20 protein-coding genes and 1 tRNA gene are annotated in these 20,421 nt (G+C 69.8%); 9 read left to right on the top strand and 12 right to left on the bottom strand.

Annotated elements, in window-relative coordinates:
- Positions 1 to 6: 6 nt before the first annotated feature.
- Positions 7 to 2,082, top strand: coding sequence for a DUF2156 domain-containing protein (locus tag AB0E56_RS07415; protein ID WP_359797864.1), 2,076 nt, complete (start codon positions 7 to 9; stop codon positions 2,080 to 2,082).
- Positions 2,083 to 2,106: 24 nt separating this feature from the next.
- Here AB0E56_RS07415 and tet(42) read toward each other — a convergent pair whose 3' ends face one another.
- Positions 2,107 to 3,393, bottom strand: a complete 1,287-nt coding sequence (gene tet(42) / locus AB0E56_RS07410; RefSeq protein WP_359797863.1) for a tetracycline efflux MFS transporter Tet(42) — start codon at positions 3,391 to 3,393, stop codon at positions 2,107 to 2,109.
- Between the two features lie 70 nt (positions 3,394 to 3,463).
- Between tet(42) and AB0E56_RS07405 the strand changes: the two genes are divergently transcribed.
- Positions 3,464 to 4,081 carry a TetR/AcrR family transcriptional regulator gene (locus AB0E56_RS07405; protein ID WP_359797862.1) on the top strand — a complete coding sequence of 206 codons (618 nt, stop codon included), beginning with the start codon at positions 3,464 to 3,466 and terminating at the stop codon, positions 4,079 to 4,081.
- A gap of 20 nt (positions 4,082 to 4,101) precedes the next feature.
- Here AB0E56_RS07405 and arfB read toward each other — a convergent pair whose 3' ends face one another.
- The 3 genes from arfB to AB0E56_RS07390 form a co-directional block, all read right to left on the bottom strand.
- Entirely contained in the window at positions 4,102 to 4,542 is a 441-nt protein-coding gene (gene arfB / locus AB0E56_RS07400; RefSeq protein WP_359797860.1) for an alternative ribosome rescue aminoacyl-tRNA hydrolase ArfB, read from the bottom strand.
- Positions 4,543 to 4,597: 55 nt separating this feature from the next.
- Positions 4,598 to 4,673: transfer RNA gene (locus AB0E56_RS07395), tRNA-Met, on the bottom strand.
- An 87-nt stretch (positions 4,674 to 4,760) separates the two neighbouring features.
- A complete protein-coding gene (locus AB0E56_RS07390) occupies positions 4,761 to 5,747 on the bottom strand; it encodes a WYL domain-containing protein (protein ID WP_359797858.1) in 987 nt (328 codons plus the stop codon).
- A 62-nt stretch (positions 5,748 to 5,809) separates the two neighbouring features.
- On the opposite strand from AB0E56_RS07390, the gene AB0E56_RS07385 reads away from it, so the two are divergent.
- From AB0E56_RS07385 to AB0E56_RS07375, 3 genes are all read left to right on the top strand, one after another.
- Positions 5,810 to 6,856 (top strand): ATP-binding cassette domain-containing protein, encoded by a 1,047-nt coding sequence (locus tag AB0E56_RS07385; protein ID WP_359797857.1) that lies wholly within the window; start codon positions 5,810 to 5,812, stop codon positions 6,854 to 6,856.
- Positions 6,853 to 7,632, top strand: coding sequence for an ABC transporter permease (locus AB0E56_RS07380; protein ID WP_359797855.1), 780 nt, complete (start codon positions 6,853 to 6,855; stop codon positions 7,630 to 7,632). The genes AB0E56_RS07385 and AB0E56_RS07380 overlap by 4 nt, the downstream gene beginning before the upstream one ends.
- A 148-nt stretch (positions 7,633 to 7,780) precedes the next feature.
- Positions 7,781 to 8,641 carry an SDR family oxidoreductase gene (locus AB0E56_RS07375; RefSeq protein WP_359797853.1) on the top strand — a complete coding sequence of 287 codons (861 nt, stop codon included), beginning with the start codon at positions 7,781 to 7,783 and terminating at the stop codon, positions 8,639 to 8,641.
- Between the two features lie 10 nt (positions 8,642 to 8,651).
- On the opposite strand, the gene AB0E56_RS07370 is transcribed toward AB0E56_RS07375, so the two are convergent.
- From AB0E56_RS07370 to AB0E56_RS07350, 5 genes are all read right to left on the bottom strand, one after another.
- Positions 8,652 to 10,040: a DUF6716 putative glycosyltransferase gene (locus AB0E56_RS07370; RefSeq protein WP_359797851.1), complete on the bottom strand. Its 1,389-nt coding sequence runs from the start codon at positions 10,038 to 10,040 to the stop codon at positions 8,652 to 8,654.
- Complete coding sequence (locus tag AB0E56_RS07365; RefSeq protein WP_183150798.1) at positions 10,037 to 10,909, bottom strand: N-acetylneuraminate synthase family protein; 873 nt, start codon at positions 10,907 to 10,909, stop codon at positions 10,037 to 10,039. The genes AB0E56_RS07370 and AB0E56_RS07365 overlap by 4 nt, the downstream gene beginning before the upstream one ends.
- A gap of 94 nt (positions 10,910 to 11,003) precedes the next feature.
- Positions 11,004 to 12,164, bottom strand: a complete 1,161-nt coding sequence (locus tag AB0E56_RS07360; RefSeq protein WP_359797849.1) for an acylneuraminate cytidylyltransferase — start codon at positions 12,162 to 12,164, stop codon at positions 11,004 to 11,006.
- A 14-nt stretch (positions 12,165 to 12,178) separates the two neighbouring features.
- Positions 12,179 to 13,522 carry a polysialyltransferase family glycosyltransferase gene (locus tag AB0E56_RS07355; RefSeq protein WP_359797848.1) on the bottom strand — a complete coding sequence of 448 codons (1,344 nt, stop codon included), beginning with the start codon at positions 13,520 to 13,522 and terminating at the stop codon, positions 12,179 to 12,181.
- The gene (locus tag AB0E56_RS07350) at positions 13,519 to 14,499 is read right to left on the bottom strand and encodes a glycosyltransferase family 2 protein (protein ID WP_359797846.1); all 981 of its coding nucleotides are present in this window, start codon (positions 14,497 to 14,499) and stop codon (positions 13,519 to 13,521) included. Before AB0E56_RS07350 ends, AB0E56_RS07355 begins: the two co-directional genes overlap by 4 nt.
- A 406-nt stretch (positions 14,500 to 14,905) precedes the next feature.
- Between AB0E56_RS07350 and AB0E56_RS07345 the strand changes: the two genes are divergently transcribed.
- Both AB0E56_RS07345 and AB0E56_RS07340 read left to right on the top strand, forming a co-directional pair.
- On the top strand, positions 14,906 to 15,844 hold the full coding sequence (locus AB0E56_RS07345; protein ID WP_359797844.1) for a hypothetical protein: 939 nt from the start codon (positions 14,906 to 14,908) through the stop codon (positions 15,842 to 15,844).
- 9 nt (positions 15,845 to 15,853) lie between these two features.
- Complete coding sequence (locus tag AB0E56_RS07340; RefSeq protein ID WP_359797843.1) at positions 15,854 to 16,159, top strand: DUF4229 domain-containing protein; 306 nt, start codon at positions 15,854 to 15,856, stop codon at positions 16,157 to 16,159.
- Between the two features lie 36 nt (positions 16,160 to 16,195).
- Here the strand turns inward: AB0E56_RS07340 and AB0E56_RS07335 are convergent, their stop codons facing one another.
- The 3 genes from AB0E56_RS07335 to AB0E56_RS07325 all read right to left on the bottom strand — a co-directional run bounded on the left by AB0E56_RS07335 (position 16,196) and on the right by AB0E56_RS07325 (position 18,077).
- On the bottom strand, positions 16,196 to 17,170 hold the full coding sequence (locus tag AB0E56_RS07335) for a 1,4-dihydroxy-2-naphthoate polyprenyltransferase (protein WP_359797841.1): 975 nt from the start codon (positions 17,168 to 17,170) through the stop codon (positions 16,196 to 16,198).
- A gap of 51 nt (positions 17,171 to 17,221) precedes the next feature.
- On the bottom strand, positions 17,222 to 17,512 hold the full coding sequence (locus AB0E56_RS07330) for a DUF4287 domain-containing protein (protein ID WP_359797839.1): 291 nt from the start codon (positions 17,510 to 17,512) through the stop codon (positions 17,222 to 17,224).
- 106 nt (positions 17,513 to 17,618) lie between these two features.
- Positions 17,619 to 18,077: a winged helix-turn-helix transcriptional regulator gene (locus AB0E56_RS07325; RefSeq protein WP_359797837.1), complete on the bottom strand. Its 459-nt coding sequence runs from the start codon at positions 18,075 to 18,077 to the stop codon at positions 17,619 to 17,621.
- A 71-nt stretch (positions 18,078 to 18,148) separates the two neighbouring features.
- Here AB0E56_RS07325 and AB0E56_RS07320 point away from each other — a divergent pair, with 71 nt between their 5' ends.
- Together AB0E56_RS07320 and AB0E56_RS07315 are read left to right on the top strand one after the other, a co-directional pair.
- On the top strand, positions 18,149 to 19,588 hold the full coding sequence (locus AB0E56_RS07320; RefSeq protein ID WP_359797835.1) for a DUF6421 family protein: 1,440 nt from the start codon (positions 18,149 to 18,151) through the stop codon (positions 19,586 to 19,588).
- A gap of 131 nt (positions 19,589 to 19,719) precedes the next feature.
- Positions 19,720 to 20,379: an SDR family oxidoreductase gene (locus tag AB0E56_RS07315; protein ID WP_359797834.1), complete on the top strand. Its 660-nt coding sequence runs from the start codon at positions 19,720 to 19,722 to the stop codon at positions 20,377 to 20,379.
- Positions 20,380 to 20,421 lie beyond the last annotated feature (42 nt).

Here is a 20,421-nt window from a genome sequence, read left to right as displayed (position 1 = left end):
GAGCGCATGACAGAGCAGCGCTCCCCCGGACCGCGCCGCGCCGCCGCCGTCATCCGGCGGATCCCGGCGACGCTGACCATGGTGCTGCTGATCCTCGTCGTCGGGGTGGTCTGGCACGGGCTCTGGGCGCCGTTCGAGGACGCGACGCTGTTCCCGACCGTCGCCTACGGTCTGCCGAACCTCGCGGCCGGAATGTGGTGGACCCCGCTGACCGGCACGTTCTTCGTCAACCAGCCGTGGGTCTACCTGTTCACGATCGCCGGCTTCTGGGGCATGGCCTACCTGGAGTTCCGCCGCGGCTCACTGGTCGCGCTCGCCTACTACGGGGTCGGGCAGCTGTTCGCGATCTTCGCGACCGCCCTGCTGCTGCTCGTGCTGTCGCAGTTCCCGTGGGCATGGGCCACCGAGCAGGCACAGGCGCTCGACGTCGGAGCATCCGGCGGCACCATGGCCTGCATCGCCGCAGCCGTCGGCCTGTTCCGGCCGCCATGGCGCGTGCGCGGCTGGCTCATCCTCCTCGGCTTCGTGTTCATCGCGATGCTGTTCTGGGGCAAGGTCGCCGACCTCGAACACCTGCTCGCGGTGCTGCTGATCCTCGTCGTCGATCGCACCCTGCGCGTGCGGCACACGACCGTCCGTGAGCAGAGGCTGATCGCGGTGGTCTCGATCCTGGTCCTCGGGGCGGTCGAGATCATCACCACCCTCGTTCCGACGGACGGACCCTTCGGGCCGACCGATCCGGCGTCAGGCGGCTTCATCGACCTCGCGATCGACCTCGTGGTGATCCTCGTGCTCGTGAACGGGCTTCGTCGTGGCCGGCGCTGGACCTGGGTGCTCGCGCTCCTGCTCGGACTGTTCAACGTTCTGGTGGCTGCCCTCGTGCTGACCCTCATCACGGTGTTCAGCCAGGCCCAGCTCGACCTGCGCTGGGACGGCGAGACCGAGCTCGCGCTCGCGAACGGCTTCCTCTGGCTCGTCATGCTCATCTATCTGGTGTGGGTGCGTCACGCGTTCCGCGCACGGCGCAGGGCGAAGCTCGGGCTCCAGCCGGCCCCGACGACGGATGACATGAAGCGGGAGCTGCACACGCACGGGGGCGGGACCCTCTCATGGATGACCACGTGGGAGGGCAACAGCTACGCCAGGGTCGCCGGCGGCATCGTCGCGTATCAGCGCCGCAACGGCGTCGCACTCACGCTGGCCGACCCGATCGGTCCGGCGGATGCGCGCGCCGAAGCCGTCGGCGACTTCATCCGCACCGCCGAACTCGCCGGGCTGGTCCCCTGCTTCTTCAGTGCGGACGAGGCCACGCGCGCAGCCGTCCCGCCGACGTGGCGCAGTCTCGTCGTGGCGGACGACACGATCGTCGACCTTCCTGGACTGGAGTTCACGGGCAAGCGGTGGGGTCCCGTGCGCACCTCGCTCAACCGGGCGGGACGCGAGGAGATGACCTTCCGCCTGACGCAACTCAAGAAGGAGCCCTGGGGCGTACAGCAGCAGTTGCGCGGGATCTCGGAGGCGTGGGTCGGCGACAAGGATCTGCCGGAGATGCGGTTCACGCTCGGCACCCTCGATGAGGCGGAGGACCCCGAGGTGCGCCTCGCCCTGGCGATCGCTCCCAACGGCGATGTCGACGGCTTCCTCTCCTGGCTTCCCGTGTACGGCGGCGACGGCGCGGTGCGGGGCTGGACCCTCGACCTGATGCGGCGACGCGATGGCGGCTTCGGCCCGGTGATGGAGTTCCTGATCGGCTCCTCCGCGAAGCAGTTCTCCGAGGAGGGCGCGCAGATCATGTCGCTCTCCGGCGCCCCGCTCGCCCACGACTACCCTCCGGACGCCGGCGTGATCGCCGCACTCAGCGAGCGCCTGGCCGACGCCCTCGAGCCGGTCTACGGGTTCGGGTCATTGCACCGCTTCAAGCAGAAGTTCCACCCGCGCTACGAGACCATGTACCTGCTGTTCCGCGACGAGAGCGACCTCACCCGGATCGGCGGGGCACTCACGCGGGCGTTCCTGCCGGATGCGACGCTGCGGCAGTTCGCCGGAGCAGGGCTCGAGCTCGTGCGCGGGGGCAAGGACTGAGGGATCCGCACCCCGGTCGCGCCCTCAGGCGACCGTATCCGCGAGCTCGTTCGGCACCTCCCAGGAGCGTGCCGCCGTCGGACGCGTGGCGGTGTTCGCGATGTGCGCCCGGCTGACGACGACCAGCGCGACGATCATGAGCGCGACCCCGAGCCAGTACGGCGCGGCATGGCTGACCAGCGCGTACAGCGCTCCCGCGATGAGGGGAGCCACCGTGCCCATCGCCGCGTTCAGCGACTGGGTCGCACCGCCGAGCCATCCCTGCTCGTCGTCTCCGACGGCGTTGGACATCGCCCCGTCCATCGCGGCCTGCGAGGCGCCCTGACCCGCGGCCAGCATGAGGGCTCCGACGATGAACACCCACGGCTGGGCGAAGATCGAGGCGACGACGGCGAGAGCCGCGAGACCGATCATCTGCGCGACGATGCCGCTCACGATCACTCCCCGCTCGCCGATACGGGGAAGCAGGACGCCGAGCAGCACACCTTGGATGAGGATGTCGATGATGCCGACGGCGGCCGTCAGGAGTCCGATCTGCGTCGGGCCCCACTGCACGGCGTCGAGCGCGAGGACGCTGAAGTTGTTCACGAAGAAGCCGAACGGGAGCGCGAGCAGGCCGAAGCCGATCATCAGCCCGCGCAGCTCCGTGCGACCGAACGCGTCCTTGAAGACGGCGAAGGGCTGCAGGTCGCGCAGTCTGATCGACGTGATGCGGTTTCCGGGCTGGAGGCTCTCCGGAAGCAGGAAGATGCTGAGGATCGCGATCGTGAGCGCGACGGCGGCAGTGAGGAACACCGGGAGCTGGATGCTGATGGCCGCGAGCAATCCGCCGAGCGCTGGGCCGATCATCGTGCCGATGCCGGAGAGCGCACCGAGAAGGCCGAAGCGCTTCGCGCGCTGCTCTGGCGGAGTGATGTCGGCGAGGTAGGCGAAGAGGGCGGGCAGGTCGCCCGCGGTCAGGCCTTGGATGACGCGGGCCAGCACCAGGATCCAGATGGCGCCGCCGATGCCGAACAGCGCCATCGAGAAGGCCGCGCCGAACGCGGCGACGATGATCACGGGTCGGCGGCCGAAGCGGTCGGACAGGCGTCCGAGGAAGGGTGCGGCGAGGAAGGCGCACAGCCCGTTGACCGCCTCGAGCACTCCGACCCAGATGGCGAGGTCGCTCTCGTGCGAGACGTACTGCAGCACGACGAACGGGAGGACGGGGAGGACGACGGTCATGCCGATGACCGTCAGCATCGTCAGCACGATGAGCATGATCCAGGCGCGGTTCTGGTCGCGTCGCGTGAGGTATTGAGGTGAAGTCATACCGAAAGTGTAGTCATACCAGTTTTGGTGTCAATACAGATTTGGAGTTGGTCCACGCTATGCTGAGCGCATGACGAACGCTGAGCCACTCGGACGACGCGAGCGGAAGAAGGCCGCGACACGCAAGGCGATCTCCGACGTCGCGACGAAGATGTTCCTGGAGCGCGGCTTCGACGACGTGAGCATCCGAGAGGTCGCCGACGCCGCCGACGTCTCACCGACCACGGTGTTCGCGCACTTCCCCCAGAAGGAGGCGCTCGTCTTCGACGAAGACGACGAGCAGCGCGACCGCCTCGTCGCCGCCGTGCGCGATCGCCCTGCAGGGAGCACGATCAACCGTGCGATCCACGACTTCTACGCCGCGGAAATCCGCCTGAACGTCGACGAGCACGGCGACGAGGTCACCCGCACCTTCATGCGCTTCCTGAACGAGACCCCCGCGCTGCGCGACTATGCGGCCAAGATGTGGCTCCGACACGAGGACGCCCTCTCGGACGCCATCGCCGACGAACTCGGAGTTCCTGAGCCCACGGCCGAGATCCGCGTGTACGCGCGCTTCATCCTGCAGATGCAGCTTCTCGTCAACGAGAACGCCGACCCGTTCGCCACTCTGGAGGCAGGGTTCGTCATCCTCGAGAACGGCTGGGCCCCGGTCGAGAGCGGATTCGCCACCTCACCGAAGCACTGACGAACGCGCGCGAATCGCCGTCAGTCCTCGCGGGGGCGACGACGCAGGCTCTTGACGTCGGTGCGCCGCTGCTTCGCCTGCAGCCGACGCTCCTTCGACCCTCGACTCGGCTTCGTCGGTCGGCGCGCCGGCGCCGGGGGACGCAAGGCCTCGGCCACCAGGACGACCAGCCGATCTCTCGCGGCATCCCGATTGCGCAGCTGGGCGCGGTGCTCGGAGGCGGCGATCGTCAGCACTCCTCCGACCAGGCGTCCGCTCAAGCGCTCGAGGAGGCGGTCGCGTTGAGAGGGCGACAGCGCCGCCGAGTTCGCGGCATCCCACACCAGCTCCACGCGGGAGTCCGCCGTGTTCACCCCCTGCCCTCCTGGTCCGGAGGACCGCGAGAAGCGCCACGACAGCTCCGCCTCGGGGATCGTCAGACCCGCCGAGACGCGCAGTCCTGGACGATGGGCGGAGGGCATACCTCCATCATCCGACCTCGGGAGCACGACTTCGACCCGCAGCACCCGAGAGAGTTGGACGCGACGGCGGGAGTCGAACCCGCAACGCCATCAGGTATGAACTGAAGCCCGGGACCGCCCGGATCGCCGCGATGGGAATGACGTTACCTGGCCGTGACCTGACCCGCCAGGACCGTTGCCTGAGATAACCCTATGAGTCTGCGGATGACGCGTTCCGGTCACCCGAGGTCTTCCGGAGCGGGGGCGTCCAGCGCACGCAGCAGCCGCTCGACGGCCTCCCTCAGCTCGGAACGATGCGGGTCCGACAGCGCGACCGCGTACTCGACCCCTTCGGGGATCCAGAGCAGCGCATACATCGCCTCACGCCAGTCGGAGCCGCCGAAGGGCCACCGCGTCCGATCCTCTCCGACGGCCGATGCCCCCTGCGACCACGGTCCGAACCGCTCCTGCATCTCGGCGAGCGGCAGCTGCATCACCGCTGCGGCCTCGACCTTCTGCGGCGACCACGACGACGCGATCAGCACGCGCTCCTCGATCTCCTCCTCGCTGATCTCCCGACGGGCGAACAGCACGCGCGTGTGCTCGACCGCCACGATGCGGTCGACGCGGAAGGTGCGCCAGTCCGCGCGATCGAGGTCCCAGCACAGCAGGAACCATTTTCGTCCGGCAGGAGCGAGCGCATGCGGCTCGACGCGACGGACGCTCTCGCGCCCCTCGCCGTCGACGTACCGCAGGCGCAGGCGCTCGGTGTCGCGGGTGGCGAGGGCGATCTCGCCGAGCACCTCGGGTGAGACCACCGGCCCCTCGCCGATCCGCGGCGCCTGCACGGATGCGGCGAGCGCGTTCACCCGCTGACGCAGAGCCGACGGCAGAACCTGCTCGAGCTTGGCGAGGGCCGTGAGCGTGACATCGGGGCCGCCCACGAGCTGCTGGGTGGCGGCGACGCGCAGCCCGATCGCCATCGTCACGGCCTCGTCGTCGTTGAGCAGCAGGGGCGGCACCGCGCTCCCGGCCTCGAGTCGATACCCTCCGGCGGCTCCCGGCGACGACTCCACTCGGTATCCGAGTTCGCGCAGCCGGTCGACATCGCGACGAACGGTGCGTTCGGTCACGCCCAGCCGCGTCGCGAGCTCCGTCCCCGGCCAGTGCCGGTGCGTCTGCAGCAGATTCAGCAGTGCGAGTGCGCGGGAGATGGTGTCGGTCATGCGTCTCAGATTGCCAGACATCGAGGACAGGATCTGTCCGCAGTGGTTTCTACGCTCTCCCCATGAACGAATCCCTCATCGAGACCGAAGGCCTGACCAAGGTCTTCACCGTCAAGAAGACACCGGTCAACGCCGTGACCGACGTCTCCTTCACCGCCGTGCGCGGAGAGCTCGTCGCCTTCCTCGGACCCAACGGCGCCGGCAAGTCGACGACTCTGCGGATGCTCACCACCCTCATCCCGCCCACCTCCGGAAGCGCTCGTGTCGTCGGGCACGACATCCACACCGACGCGGCGGGAGTCCGCGCCCGCATCGGGTATGTCGGTCAACTCACCAGCGGCAGCTTCTCGCAGCGGGTGCGCGACGAACTGCTCAGCCAGGGCGCCTTCTACGGGATGTCGAAACGCGACAGCATCCGTCGCGCTGACGAGCTGATCGCCTCGCTCGACCTCACCTCGTTCGCCTCGCGGACCGTGCAGCAGCTCAGCGGCGGCCAGAAACGTCGGCTCGACATCGCCCTCGGGCTCATGCACGCGCCCCCGCTGATCTTCCTCGACGAGCCCTCCACCGGACTCGACCCGCAGAGCAGGGCCAACCTCTGGGAGCACATCCTCGATCTGCGCACGCAGCACGGCACCACGGTCTTCCTCACCACGCACTACCTCGAGGAGGCCGACCGGTACGCCGAGCGGGTGATGGTCATGGACAAGGGACGCATCATCGCCGACGACGACGCCGCCTCCCTCAAAGCCACCCTCGCCGGCGACGTGCTGACCTTCGGCTTCGCGAATGCGGCAGAGGCGGCGAGCGCCCGCGCCGTGGTGGCTCGCCTGAGCGCTGCCGACGTCACGATCGACGGCCCCTCGATCTCGCTCGCGGTGCCCGAGGGCGACCGACTGCTTCCGGTGGTCGTGCGCGAGCTCGACGCCGCGGGCATCCAGGTTCGCCGCGCGACGGGCGTGCCGCCGACGCTCGACGACGTCTTCCTCGCCCTCACCGGACGCACGCTGCGCGAAGCCGGCGAAGGGACGGATGCCGCAGAAGAGGAATCCGACACGGAGCCGGCACCCGCCGCCGCCGAACCCCGCACGACAGGAGTCCGCTCATGACCACCACCGACACGCTCGTGCGACCGAACCTCGCACGCGACACCAGGAACGTCCTGAGCCGGGAGCTCAAGCCCGTGCTTCGCGATCCGTTCACCCTGATCTTCAGCCTGCTGCAGCCGCTCGTCTTCCTCGGCCTGTTCGCCCCTCTGCTCATCGGCGACTCGGGGCAGCCGGCCGGAGAGACCCTGGCCTGGTTCGTGCCGGGAGTGCTCGTGATGATCGTGCTGTTCGGTACCGGGGCGACCGGATCGAATCTGCAGTACGAGATGATGACCGGCTCTCACGAGCGCACACTCGTGGCCCCGCTCGCACGCTCCTCCCTGCTGGTCGGACGTGCGCTCAAGGAGATCGCGCCGATCGTGGTGCAGGCGCTGGTGATCATCGCTGTCGCCTGGCCGTTCGGGTTCGCGGCCGACATCCCCGGCCTGTTGATCGGGCTGGCGCTGCTCGCCGTGTTCGGGGTCGGCCTCGGGTCACTGTCGTACTCCCTTGCGCTCGCCACGAAAGATCGGGAGTGGCTGTTCTGGGGTGTGCAGCAGTCGCTGATCTTCCCCCTGCTGATCCTGTCGGGGATGCTGCTGCCCCTCGACGCGGCCCCCGACTGGATGCGGGTCGTCGCCTCGGTGAACCCCGTCAACTGGGTCGTCCAGGCGGAACGCGCCCTCTTCGCGGGAGACCTGGGTGACGCGACCGTGCTCTGGGGGTGGGTCTCGGCACTCGCGGTCGCGGTCGTCGGGCTGATCGTCGGGGTCAGGGCCATCCGTCGCAGCAGCTGAGACCTGCGCAGTGCCGCCGCGATCGAGCCTGGACGCGGCGGCACTCGTGCGCCTAGCGTCGGGCCGCTCCGCCGTCAACCGGTTCGCCCCGCGAGGAGGCTCCGGCTTACCGTCGCTCGCACCGACGATCAGCGCACTGGAGGCCGACATGCCCGAATTCCCGCACGACGACACGACGACGAACCCCTTCGCCGCGGAACCGCAGGATCGCCTCGACGCCAACCCACGGCGCGCGATCGTCACAGGTGCGGACTCCGGCATCGGCCGCGCGACCGCCGTCGCCCTGGCCGCCGCGGGCGTCGATGTGGCCCTCACGTGGCACAGTGACGAGACGGGCGCACAGGAGACCGCCGATGAGGTCCGCACCCACGGCGCGAGAGCCGTGGTCGCGCGCCTCGACGTGACGGACATCCCGGCGTGCGGCGACGTCGTGGACGGCCTCATCGACGAGCTCGGCGGCTTGGACGTGTTCGTGAACAACGCCGGGGCGGGGCTGCAGACGCCGTTCCTCGACGTCGCCCTCGATGAGTGGAACAGAGTGCTCGACACCGACCTCACCGGGCCGTTCGTCTGTCTGCAGCGAGCAGCGCGAGCCATGGTCGCGGCAGGCAGAGGAGGACGACTGATCGCCGTGACGAGCGTGCACGAGCATCAGCCGATGGTGGGGGCCAGCGCATACGACGCCGCCAAACACGGCCTCGGCGGACTCATGAAGAATCTCGCGCTGGAGCTCGGTCACCACGGCATCAGCGCCGTGAGCGTCGCTCCGGGTGAGATCGCGACGCCGATGACGGGTCAGACCGACACAGACCCCCGCACGGAGGACCGACCGGGTATCCCGCTCGGTCGGCCCGGAGACGCTCGTGAGGTCGCCGCACTCATCGCCTTCCTCGCCTCCCCCGAGGCCGCCTACATCTCCGGAGCCTCGGTGGTCATCGACGGCGGCATGCTGCAGATGGGCCCGCAGGCGGGGGCGGCCGTCGACACGCACGACTGGCGGACCCTCTGAGGGCGGAGTCTCAGCGCCGAAGCGAGTCGTGGAACGGGTTGGGCTCGAGGGTGTAGTCGGTCGTCGAATCGGCCCAGGTGCCGCCGTCGGAGGGCGTCCGCCGCCCGCGCACGGCAGCGAGCGCACGCGTCATCGGCGCTCCGACCGCGAGCGCCATCGCCCCCTGCACCGTGCGGTCCTCTCCTCCGAGGACGCTCGCCCGGTGCCAGGCCTCATGCATGGATCCGCCCTTCGCCGCGGGCACCCTGCGCGGAGGAAGCGCCCCCGAACGCCGCAGCGCCACGAGCCGCTCGACCCGCTCCCACCAGGTCGACTCCGCCTCGGGGTGGAAGTAGTTGTCGCGCAGCCAGTCAGGATGCGGATGCCGGAACCGGCCTGAGACGACCTCGCTACGTCCGCCCAGCAGACCGCTGCCGACGAACACCGTGTTCAGCAGGCTCTTGCTCACCCCGAACGAGTCGAGGGCGATCACGGGCACGCCGAGAGCGGTGGCCTCGATCGCGGCCGTGGAGCTGACGGTGACCAGACCGGCAGCGGTCTCCAGCGCCGTGGCCATCGGGTCGTACGAGTACACGAGGTTCGGCGGTCGGCGATGCGGCAGCAGGTCGTGGTAGGGCTCGCGTTCGAGGTGCGTCTCCGACTCGCCCGGCCGCGACCGCAGCTTCACGACGACGCGACGACCCGGCTCGGCCTCCGCCGCACGGACGAGCGTCGCCGCGATCTCGGCGCGCTCCGCACGGGTCGCGGGAACCAGTGCCTGCGCGGCGAACACGATGTCGGTCGCCGGCGGCCGCACCGGGGCACCGGGGCCGGGACGTTCGGCGACCGCGACACCACTGCCTCCCCCGACGACGGCTTCCGCGCGCACCCGCTCCGGTCGCAGCAGCCGCTGCCGCCGCCGCGCGAACGGGAGGGTCGCGAGAGCCGTCGGCACCTGCACGCCGATGCGCCGGCCGAGCTCCTCGAACGCCCGCAACTCGCGATGCGAGTGCAGGACCAGCAGGTCCGTGTGCCTGCGGTAGTCGAGTGCACCGCGTTGCGCGGGGATGGCCATGCCGGGAAGCCCGGAGACGGTGACCGGCCGGTGCTCCAGCGCATCGATCATCCGTCCCATCAGTCGCACGAACGGACCGCGACCGGCGAGCACGACCACATCGGGGCGCTGCCCTGCGAGCCAGCCGGCCGCTTCCGCGAACGAGACGCGGGTCACGTCCTCCGGCCCGAGAGCCGTGCCGGCGAGGGCGGTCCGCTCCTGCGCGGCACTGACCGTCAGCGGGGTGCGCACGAGCAGCAGGTGCGGCCGCAGACCGGGGACGGCGCCCAGCAGCGCCGCCGACCACTTCACGAACGAGTCGGCGTCGGCGATCGCGACGACCCTGATGCCCGCGGCGTCCGTCATGCGGGTACGCGGCGGAGCTTCGCCATCGGGGCCTGCTCGCTGTCGAACACGCGCTTGACCCCGTCGCCGACAGCGCGCTCGATCACGCGGATGTCGCGGACCAGGTGCTCGAGACCCGTCGGCTCGAGCGAGGCCGCGTGATCGGAGCCCCACATCGTGCGGTCGAGGGTGATGTGCCGCTCGACCGCGACAGCCCCCATCGCCACTGCCGCGAGGGAGATCTGCAGTCCGCGCTCGTGCCCGGAGTACCCGACAGGGATGCCGGGATACCGGTCGCGGAGCGTCGCGATCACACGCAGGTTCGCCTCCTCCGGCTCGAGCGGGTAGGTGGAGGTCGCGTGCATCAACACGACACGGTCGGTGCCGAGCGTGTCGAGCGCGCGGTCGATCTGGGCGATCGTCGACATCCCCGTGGAGAGGATGACGGGCTTGCCCGTCTCGCGCAGAGCCAGCAGCAGCTCGGTGTCGGTGAGGCTGGCGGAGGCGACCTTGTGCGCGACCACGTTCAGGTCTTCGAGGAACTCGACGCTGGGGACGTCCCACGGCGAGGCGAACCAGTCGAGCCCGAGCATGGTCGCGTGGTCGCCGATCGCGACGTACTCGTCATGGCCGAATTCGACGCGGCGGCGGTAGTCCAGGTAGCTCATGACACCCCAGGGCGTCTCGCGGGGCACGTCGCGCATGTGCTCGGGCGTGGAGATCTCCGGCGTGCGCTTCTGGAACTTCACGGCGTCGGCGCCCGCGCGGGCCGCGACGTCGATGAGGCGCTTCGCGATGTCGACGTCGCCGTTGTGGTTGAGGCCGATCTCGGCGATGACGTAGGCCGGACGGCCGCCGCCGATCACTCGCGAGCCGATGCTGACAGTCATGGTTCCTCCGGTCGTCCAACGCGGGTGCGATCCCCTCCCTCCTGACTACGGGCCGAGGGTGAACGCCGGGCGAAGACCGGGTTACCGGTGTCGGTCAGCTCGACAACACCCGTTCGATCAGCTCGCGCACGGCGCCGTCGCCACCACGACGCCGCAGCACGACCCTGGCCTCCTCGCGCACGAGGGGATGCGCGTCGGCGACGGCGACCGGCCACCCGACGATCCGCATCGCCGGCAGATCGTTCACGTCGTTGCCGAGGTAGGCGATGTCGGTGAGAGCCACCCCGTTCTCCCCGGCCCAGTCGCGCAGCGCCGTCTCCTTGTCGTCGATGCCGTGCAGCACGGGCACGCGGAGCTTGGTGGCGCGTGCGCGGACGACGGGGTTGACCTCGGTCGAGAGGATCAGCAGCGGGATGCCGGCACGACGCAGCATCGCGACCCCCATCCCGTCCTCGCGGCTGACGCGCACCCGTTCGCCGCCGTCGGCGTCGATGATCGCCGTGTCGTCGGTGTGCACCCCGTCGAAGTCCGTGACGACGGCGTGCACCGGGATCGGCTGCGGCGACTCGTGCAGGCTCGCCAGCGCCCTGGCGATGCGGAGCTGTTCGGCATCGTCGATCTCGATCGCCGTCCACTCCGGCACCGCCGCGATGTGGATTCGACCGAAGAATCGATGTCTGTGCACGCGGAAACCCTCGGCACGGAACACGTAGAACGCACCGGTCTCGAGATAGTGCGGCTCCCGGTCCTGCCGGCGGGGGCGGTGGGCGGCGTCGTGGTTGACGGCCTCCGCCGCGTGATCTTCGCCCTCTCGCCAGAGGAAGCCGTAGGTCTCGTGCGCCGAGAAGACGCTGTCGGCGCGGTCCGCCCGCACCTCGTCGACGGCCGCGGAGAGCGCCTCGCTCGAGATGAACGGCGATGTCGCCTGCAGGAAGGCCACGACCTCCACCCGGAGACCCGCCGCCTCCAGCTCATCCAGCGCGTGCAGGAGCGCGCTCTCCGACGTCGCGGTGTCGCCGGACAGCTCGGCGGGACGGCGGACGACCCGTGCCCCGGCTGCCGCCGCGACCGTCGCGATCTCGTCGTCGTCGGTGGAGACCACGACCAGATCGACACCTTCCGCCGTCTGCGCCGCCCTGACCGCACGCGCCACCAGGGGAAGGCCTCCGACCCGCTGCAGGTTCTTGCGGGGCACCTGCTTCGAGCCGCCGCGTGCGGGGATGATCGCCACCGTGAGGGGCCCGTGCTCGTCCATGTCCTGCATCCTCGTCATCGTCCTCGTATCGCGCGCCAGGCCTGCCCGACGCGTCGCCGCGCACCCAGGGCGTTGAGGCGCCACTCCTCGACCCTGCCCACTCCCCCGGCCGGACGCAACGCACGGCGCAGCGCACTCTCCCTCGGCGCGCCAGGGAGCTGCAGCTCGGCGAGGCGACGCGGGGGGAAGTATCGGTCGCGTTCGAGTGGATCGAGTCCGCGCAGCAGCTCCTCCGCGCGCCCGCGCAGGTGTCCGGCGATCACGGGCTGCATCGCGTACCCGACCGCGTCGATCAGCAGCTGCAGTCGAACCGGATCGGCGTAGGGCGAGGCCTCTCGTGTGAGGGCGTCGACCAGGACCGCGGGGATCCGGTTGCTGTTCTCGTACGGAGTCAACGCCGCCAGCACGGTCTCGCTCCCCGCCGAGCCGATGGCGCGACCGAAGAGGGTCTGCACGGTGGGGAGCGCTGTCGAGAAACCGGCGACGACGGCCACAGCATCGAGGCGTTCCGCGAGCAGCTCCGCCGCGAGCGGGCCCCGATACTCGACGAACTCGACACCGTGCGCGATCGCCCGCGCGCGTACCGCCGCCGTCACGAGCGGCGGCGCCGCGGGGTGCGGCTTGAAGACGATCCGCTGCGGCGACCACCGCACCGCACGGTCGATCAGCCGCCGCTGGAGGTCGATCTCCTGCGCGCGCGTCATCAGTCCGAGAGCAGACAGATACTGGCCGAGCACGAGCACGGTCGTCGCGTCACCCTCTCCGCCGACAGGATCGCCGGGGTCCGTCTCCTGCAGCGCCGCGGCGAACGACGCCGGTGACACCGGCACGACCTCGGCGCGCGGAGAGCCCACCAGGGGCTTCACCCCCGGCACCACATCGGCGTGCACGACCCGTTCGACGCGCGCTGCGACCGGATACGGCATACGAACCCGCATCGGCGAATACGTCATGAGTCCGTCTCCGATGACCGTGATCCGCGCGTGGGGGAACACGGTCATGAGCGTGCGGGCCGGCGCGACCTGCGGACTCTGCACGAACAGCTCCAGCTCGCGCGGATCGAGGCGCCACACGCGGGCGAGCAGCCGCTCGAGCAAGGGCAGATCGCCGTCGGCCGGCTCCCACGAACTGGGATGCATCGGGCCGAGCAGCTCCTCCAGCGGCTCCATGCGATCGAACCGGCCGCGCAGCGATGCCAGCACCGGATCCTCGCCGATGCCGATGGCGGTCTCGGGCACGCGCGACGAGGTGAACGGCACGAGGACTCGCTCGACGCCGGTACCGAGAAGGCCCTGGTCGATCGCGGCGGCAGCCGTGGCGAGTCCATAGGCGCTGTGGAGGGCGAAGATCTGCGTCACGACGCTCGTCCTGCCTGGCGGAGGATGCGAGCGAGCACCCGGCGCCGCGATCCGTCGAAGCGCGCCAGCACCGACGCGACCTCGGCAGCGGGGAGCGTATGGAGCATGTCTCTGATGCCGGAGCGCATCTCCGCCCGCACGCGCGGGGTCATCCGCCGTGCCCGCACCAGGTGATGGGAACTGAGCGCGAGCGCGGTCCACACGACCTTCGGCAGGAACCGCTCGGCATCGGGGTCGCGCTCGACCACGGCGATGACCTCGCTCATCGCTCGTGCGAAGTCGAGCTGCCGCCGGTCCCTGACCTGGGTGAGCGAGGTGCCCACGCCCCGCCGATACAGCAGCGCGGGCGCATCGACCACAGCGAATGACTCCGCCTGCAGGTGCAGCCGCCAGATCCAGGGCCGGTCCTCTGCCGTGAACAGCCCCTCGGGGAAGTCGGCCAGACCGCGGTCGATCATGCGGCGGTGGAAGATCCCCGCCCACGCGTAGGGGTAGTCGACCATGGTGGACTCGGTCTCCGGGAGGATGGCCTCCCGTGGCGCGATGACTCGCTCACGCCAGGGGCTCGGCGCGCGCACGAGCGTCCGCTGCATGCCGGTGACCCTGACGTGGTCGGTGCGGAGGAAGTCGGCGTCCGATTCGCGCAGCCGCGACGCCAGCACCTCGAGCCGTCTCGGCTGCATCCAGTCGTCACCGTCGACGAAGCAGAACGCCTCACCCTCGACGTGCGCGAGACCCTGGTTGCGTGCCGTCGCGAGCCCCCGTGCCGTCGGATTGCGCACCACCTCGGCGTGCGGAAACCGCTGCGCATACTGCCGCATGAGTTCGCCCGTGTCGTCGCGGGACCCGTCGTCGATGGCCACGAGCTTGAGCGCGGATGCGTCGTCGAACTGTCGTGTGAGCGTCTCGAGCGTCGTCCCGATGTACTCGCCGGCGTCCTTCGCGGGAAGGATGACGGTGACGAGGGGTGTGCGCACGAAGCTCCTGGGGCAGACGGTGTCCGGGAATCGTGCCAGGCGTTCGTTGCCGGACGGCATCGCGGAGGTGAACGACCGGTGTCGGCGGACGGCGCGCCCCCGAAGACAGACTGAGGTGTGGCCCCGTACCCGAACGGGACCACACCTCCCAGTGCTTCGCACTGCCGAACGCCTGACGTTCGGGGAAAGGGACCGCCGATGACGATCCCCTCCGTCTCGAGTTCCGCTGACCCCCATCAACGGACCTCGCGACGATCTCGTCGCCGCGCCCGTCCCCCAGAGACGGACGCGGCGGCACGGTAACATGATACATGTCAGAAGGTGTGAGTCTGAACGAATGCCGACAGTGAGCACGTCGCCGCACGGCTGGTTCGCGCGAAACCGGCATGTCGGCGACGATGGGAGCATGCTGTGGCCCTTCGGATCGACCTGGCGCCCCGTGCGGCAGAGGAGACGCGACACCGTCGATCTTCGCTGGCTGAGCGCCAGGACCTGGACCAGGCGCTGGTACCCGCAGGGCATCGATCTGGGCGAATGGCAGGGGCGGCGGACACTGGCCGTGAGCTGGTTCCGGCAGGATCTCGCAGGGACGCACCTGGCCTCCCGCGTGACCCTGGTCGACCTCGAGCGCTCGCGACACCTGGACATCCTGCTCACCGTCCCTCGCGACGGCGACGGCGACGCCGACGAGCTCGATCCCGCGCCGATCCACGCCGGAGGACTCGCCTGGTTCGAGGACCGGCTGTTCGTCGCCGCGACGCGACGCGGCATCTGGGAGTTCGACCTGTCCGACATCCGCACGGTGCGCGGAGCCGACGCCCAGCGCCTCGCCGGCGGTCGTCCGCGCGGTGGGCGGACGACCGCCCTCGCCGCCGTGCGCACCCGCGTGCACCCGGTCTCCCTGCGCTGCTCGTACCTGGGGCGGGTGTTCGACGAGGCCGGCATCCCTCTGCCCCGCGTCCTCATCGGCGAGTACCTCAGGGAGGACACCGGGCGGATCGGCGAGTTCACCATCCCAGGCGCCGGGAACGAGGGGTTCGTCGAAGAGGATGTCTTCACCCCGGGGATCGCGCGGATGCAGGGCGCCGTCCGCTGGGCGGACCGGTACTTCGTGTCGCAGTCGGATCATCTGCGCCCCGGCACGCTGTGGAGCGGTCGACGCGAGGCACTGCACGAAGAGCGCGTGCCGCTGCCGGTCGGATGCGAGGACCTGGCGCTCGACCTCGACGCCGGACTCCTCTGGTCGCTCGGCGAACACCCCTGGCGCCGGGTGGTGCGCGGCATCCCGCTCGCGCGACTGGGCGTCGATAGCGGGCACACAGACTCGACCGAGAGGCGAACGTAGACTGGAGGGGTGAAGAAACCCGCGCCGATCCTCGTCTACACCGTGCTGCGGCTGCTGGCGTTCCTCGTTCCGCTCGCCATCCTCTGGGTGTTCTTCCCGATCTTCCGGGAGTTCTGGTGGCTCGCCGCGATCTTCGCCGCGCTCATCGGCATGAGCATCTCGATGCTGTTCCTGCGCACGCCGCTCACCGACGCCTCCGCACGACTGCAGGAGCGCCGCGAGAGCCGCACCTCGGGCGGCCAGGCCGATGCGGACGCCGAGGATCAGGCGATCGACGACACGAGCACGTCCGTCGACGGAGACCCGCGGCCCTGACGGTTCGGCTCGCGGTCCTGACGGTTCGGCTCGGGCTCAGCCGACGAACGCCCAGAACAGCGCGCCGGCGTAGAGCAGTGCGGTCAGCGACGTGAGCGCGAGCGCGGTGACGAGTTCCTTCGGCTGGCGGTAGGTCCAGACGATGAGGATCGCGGGCAACCCCGCAAGGAGCGCCAGCAGCGAGAGCCACGCGATCGGGAACAGCAGCGCGAGGAACGCGGCGATCCCGAACGGAGCGAGCACGAAGAGCGTGAACAGCACCTGCGTGGCCCGACGGCCGATCAGCACCGTGAGGGTGCGCTTGCCGACCTCGCGGTCCTGATCGATGTCGCGCAGGTTGTTGGCCAAGAGCACGGCGCAGGCGAACAGACCGGCCGCGATCGCCCCGAGCCAGGCCTGCTGCGGCAACTCGAACGCCTGCACCCAGGTGGTGCCGAGCGTCGCGACGAGTCCGAAGAACACGAACACGAACACCTCGCCCAGCCCGTAGTAGCCGTACGGCCGCTTGCCCCCGGTGTAGAACCAGGCGGCGACGATGCATGCGGCTCCGACGGCGAGCATCCACCACTGCCCCGTGCGCACCGCGATCGCGAGTCCGACGAGTGCCGCGAGCGCGAAGAACACCAGTCCGATGATCAGCACCGTGCGCGGCGCCACCCGCCCTGACGCCGTGAGCCGCGCGGGCCCGACACGGTGGGCGTCGGTGCCGCGGATGCCGTCGCTGTAGTCGTTCGTGAAGTTCACGCCGATCTGGAGCAGCACGGCGACGGCGAGGCACGCGAGCGCGATGACCCAGTGGAACTCGGGCCCGGTGCTGCGGGCGGCTCCCGTGCCGATGACGACCGGGGCGATCGCGAGCGGCAGGGTGCGCAGGCGTGCGGCCCCGATCCAGTCGGACACCGTGACCGGCCCCGCTTCGACGACGGGACGCTTCGCGGGGTTGCCGCTGGTGCGGGCCGGGGTGCGCTTCGCGCTCTGGGTCTTCTTCTTGCGCTGTGAGGATGCTGCCACCCACGGAATCCTAGTGGCCGCACCGATGGCCGACCTCCGCGGGCTGCCGGGTCAGGGGTTCGGGTTGCTGTCCTTGCCGTCGAGCCACAGCGTGTTCGATGCATCGCCGTGCGCTCCGCCCGTGCCGACATGCTTGTCGCTGATCTGCGGGCCCTTGGTGATCACGTGCACGAGCGCCATCGCGTGCCCCTGACCGAGCTGGTAGTCCTCTTTGAGCCACGCGACGATCGGCGCCGCCTTGGTCGTCTGGTCGAACCCCTTCTCGGTGGCGAGTTCGATGAACTGCCGCGGAGTGAGGCCGGTCTTGGTCTCGATGTTGTCGAGGTACGCCTGGAAGGACATGCGTGCTCCGGTGCTCAGTCCTCGTCGAGGAACGTCTGGATGATGGTGGCCGTCTCAGGATAGGGATGCCGGTGCAGTCGTGCACCCCGCCCGGCTCGCGCTCGGACTATTCGGCCGAGTCCACCGGGATGATCGGGCGGTGCTCGTAGTAGGTCTGCAGCACGACGGTCGTACGGGTGCTGACGTTGGCGGCGAGGCGCACATCGCGCACGAGTTCCTCGAGCGCCCGCGGTGACGCGACACGGACGAACAGCATGTAGCTGGCGTCACCGGCGATGGAGTGGCAGGCCTCGATCGCCGCGAGATGTTCGAGCAGCTCGGGGGCGTTGTCGGGCTGCGCGGGGTCGAGCGGGGTGATCTCGATGAAGGCGGAGAGCGGGGTGCCCACCTGCTCGGGGTCGAGGATCGCCCGGTATCCGGAGATCACTCCCCTCGTCTCCAACCTGCGCAGACGCGACTGCACCGCGGAGACCGACAGCCCGACGGCGTCGGACAGCTGAGAGAGGGTGGCGCGCCCGTCACGGGAGATCGCGGCCAGGATCGCGCGGTCGACAGAATCATCCATGGCTGTAAGATTATCGTCAGGATTCCGTATACGCAGGAATCTTTCCTTTGAAACTCCGATCGGAGGTCCCGATGTCCCTTCTTTCCGCCAACAGTTCCGCTGTTCAGGCCATCGTCGGCGAACCCGAGGTCGTCGAGGATGCGTCGACCGCCGAGCAGTCCGCTGCATGGGCGCAGCTCAAAGAGGCCGCGATCGCGATCCGGGAGATGCAGATCAAAGACGGCTCGATCCCGGACGCCGCGCACCACTCCACCGCACGTGACCTCGTCGGCGCCATCACCGCCGGCATCCGCGCCCTCGCGCCCGCGTTCCCGCATGACGCCGAGTACCTCGCCGCCTCCGTGGTCGACTTCGACCGCTGGGCATCCGAGGACTTCGGCGTGCCGGACTTCCTCGACTCGCTGATGGCGTTCCAGCCGCAGCAGACCCGGGTCGACGGCATCCGTCACCTCGTCGTCTTCCCGATGTACACGCAGAACGGCTCGAGCGACCGCCTGGTCGAAGCTCTGATCGTCGAGACCATCTGGCCGGAGTTCATCGCGGCTCTCGAAGCCGGCGACTACGGCAACAAGCTGTTCGTCTCGCTGCGGCTCGTCGACTTCACACCCGGCTACGACACGAACTCTGCCGTGCTGTTCCCCGAGACCGTCGCGATGCGCGAGATCCCGACCTTCACCTGGGGCGCGATCTTCCAGGACCGCGAGGCGGCCCGCTACCGTCGCGTCGTGCGCGCTGCGGCCGGGATCACGAACCTCGACCTGCCGGAGCGCGCGGCCGCGATGCTCGATGACCAGCAGATGGCCGAGAAGACCTTCGTGATGTGGGACATCATCCACGACCGCACGCACATGCGCGGCGACCTGCCCTTCGATCCGTTCATGATCAAGCAGCGGATGCCGTTCTTCCTGTACTCGCTCGAGGAGATGCGGTGCGACATGACGGCGTTCCGCGAGTCGGTGAAGATCGAGCGCGCCCTCGCCGCCCGCATCGCCGACGGTGAGGAGCTCACCGCGACTGAGCAGGAGATGCACGACTACGCGCACCTCGTGCAGTACGCCGTGATCTTCGACCGCATCTTCCGCTTCGCGATCACGGGCACCCGGACACGCAACTACGACGCGGTCGGCGGACAGCTGCTCTTCGCATGGCTGCACCAGCGCGGCGTGCTGCACTGGACGGACACCGCCCTCGCCTTCGACTGGGACGCCGTGCCCGATGCCGTGGTCGCCCTGGGTGACGCGATCGACGACCTGTACTGGCACTCGATCGACCGCCCCAAGGTCGCGCACTGGCTCGCCGCATACGAGCTCGTCCGTGGCACGCTCACCCCGCATCCGGCATCGCAGTGGGCTCGCGGGCTGTCGGACGAGATCCTCGCCGGCGCACCCAAGGGCTACACGGATGCCGTGATGGACGACGAGTTCCCGCTGTCGATGTTCTTCGAGACCCTCGACAAGAAGATGAAGCCGGTCATCGAGTCGACCGTCGGCATCCGCGGCACGGACGACTGACCACCGCGCGCGCACGGCGCGCGCTCCCGTTGTGACGCTGGGGCGCACCGCGCTGCGGCCGGAACCTGATCTGCGGAGTCTTCCGCCGGTTCCGGCCGCAGACGCCCCCCCGATCCGGAAGAGTGGAGCACATGGCTGCACACACCGACGCGCGACTCTCCGACCGCACCGTGCTGCTGGCGGGTGCGACCAGTGCATCCGGCCTGGCCGCGACGCGCGCACTCGTCGCCGCAGGCGCCCATGTCGTCGCGACCGGCCGGTCGACGCAGCGGCTGCAGGAGCTGGCGGATGCCGGCGCACAGGTCGTGGTCGCCGATACGACCTCGCTCGAGGAGATGACGACCCTGGCCGCACGGATCGACGCCGTCGATGCGGTGATCCCGCTGGTCGGCGGGTGGCGCGGCGGGGGCGGTCTCGCGGGGCAGTCGGACGCGGACTTCGCCGCACTGCTGCCGGCGCTCGACGCCGTCCGCGCGACGAGCCGGGCGTTCGATGTCGCACTCCGCGCATCCGGTGCAGGGCGGTTCGCGATCGTGTCGTCCACCGCGGTCGGTCGGCCCCTCGCGGGAGGTGCGAACTATGCGGCGGTCAAGGCCGCGAGCGAGGCGTGGACCAGGGCGGTCGCCCAGGGCTACGCCAAGGCTGCGCGGGACGCCGCCGAGCCGTTGCGCGCCGCAGCCGTGGTCTTCCGCGCCAAGACTCTCGATCCCCAGGCGCTGGCCGCTCGTATCCTCACGCTGTGGGACGAGGACGCGGCCGACCTCAACGACCGGGTGATCGACCTCGACTGAGCACGACCGCCGTCCGGTCACGCCGCGTGGCTTCGGCGAATC

The organism is Microbacterium sp. NPDC028030 (genome assembly GCF_040637855.1).
Classification (GTDB): domain Bacteria; phylum Actinomycetota; class Actinomycetes; order Actinomycetales; family Microbacteriaceae; genus Microbacterium.
This window is presented reverse-complemented; position numbering and strand designations above follow the sequence as displayed.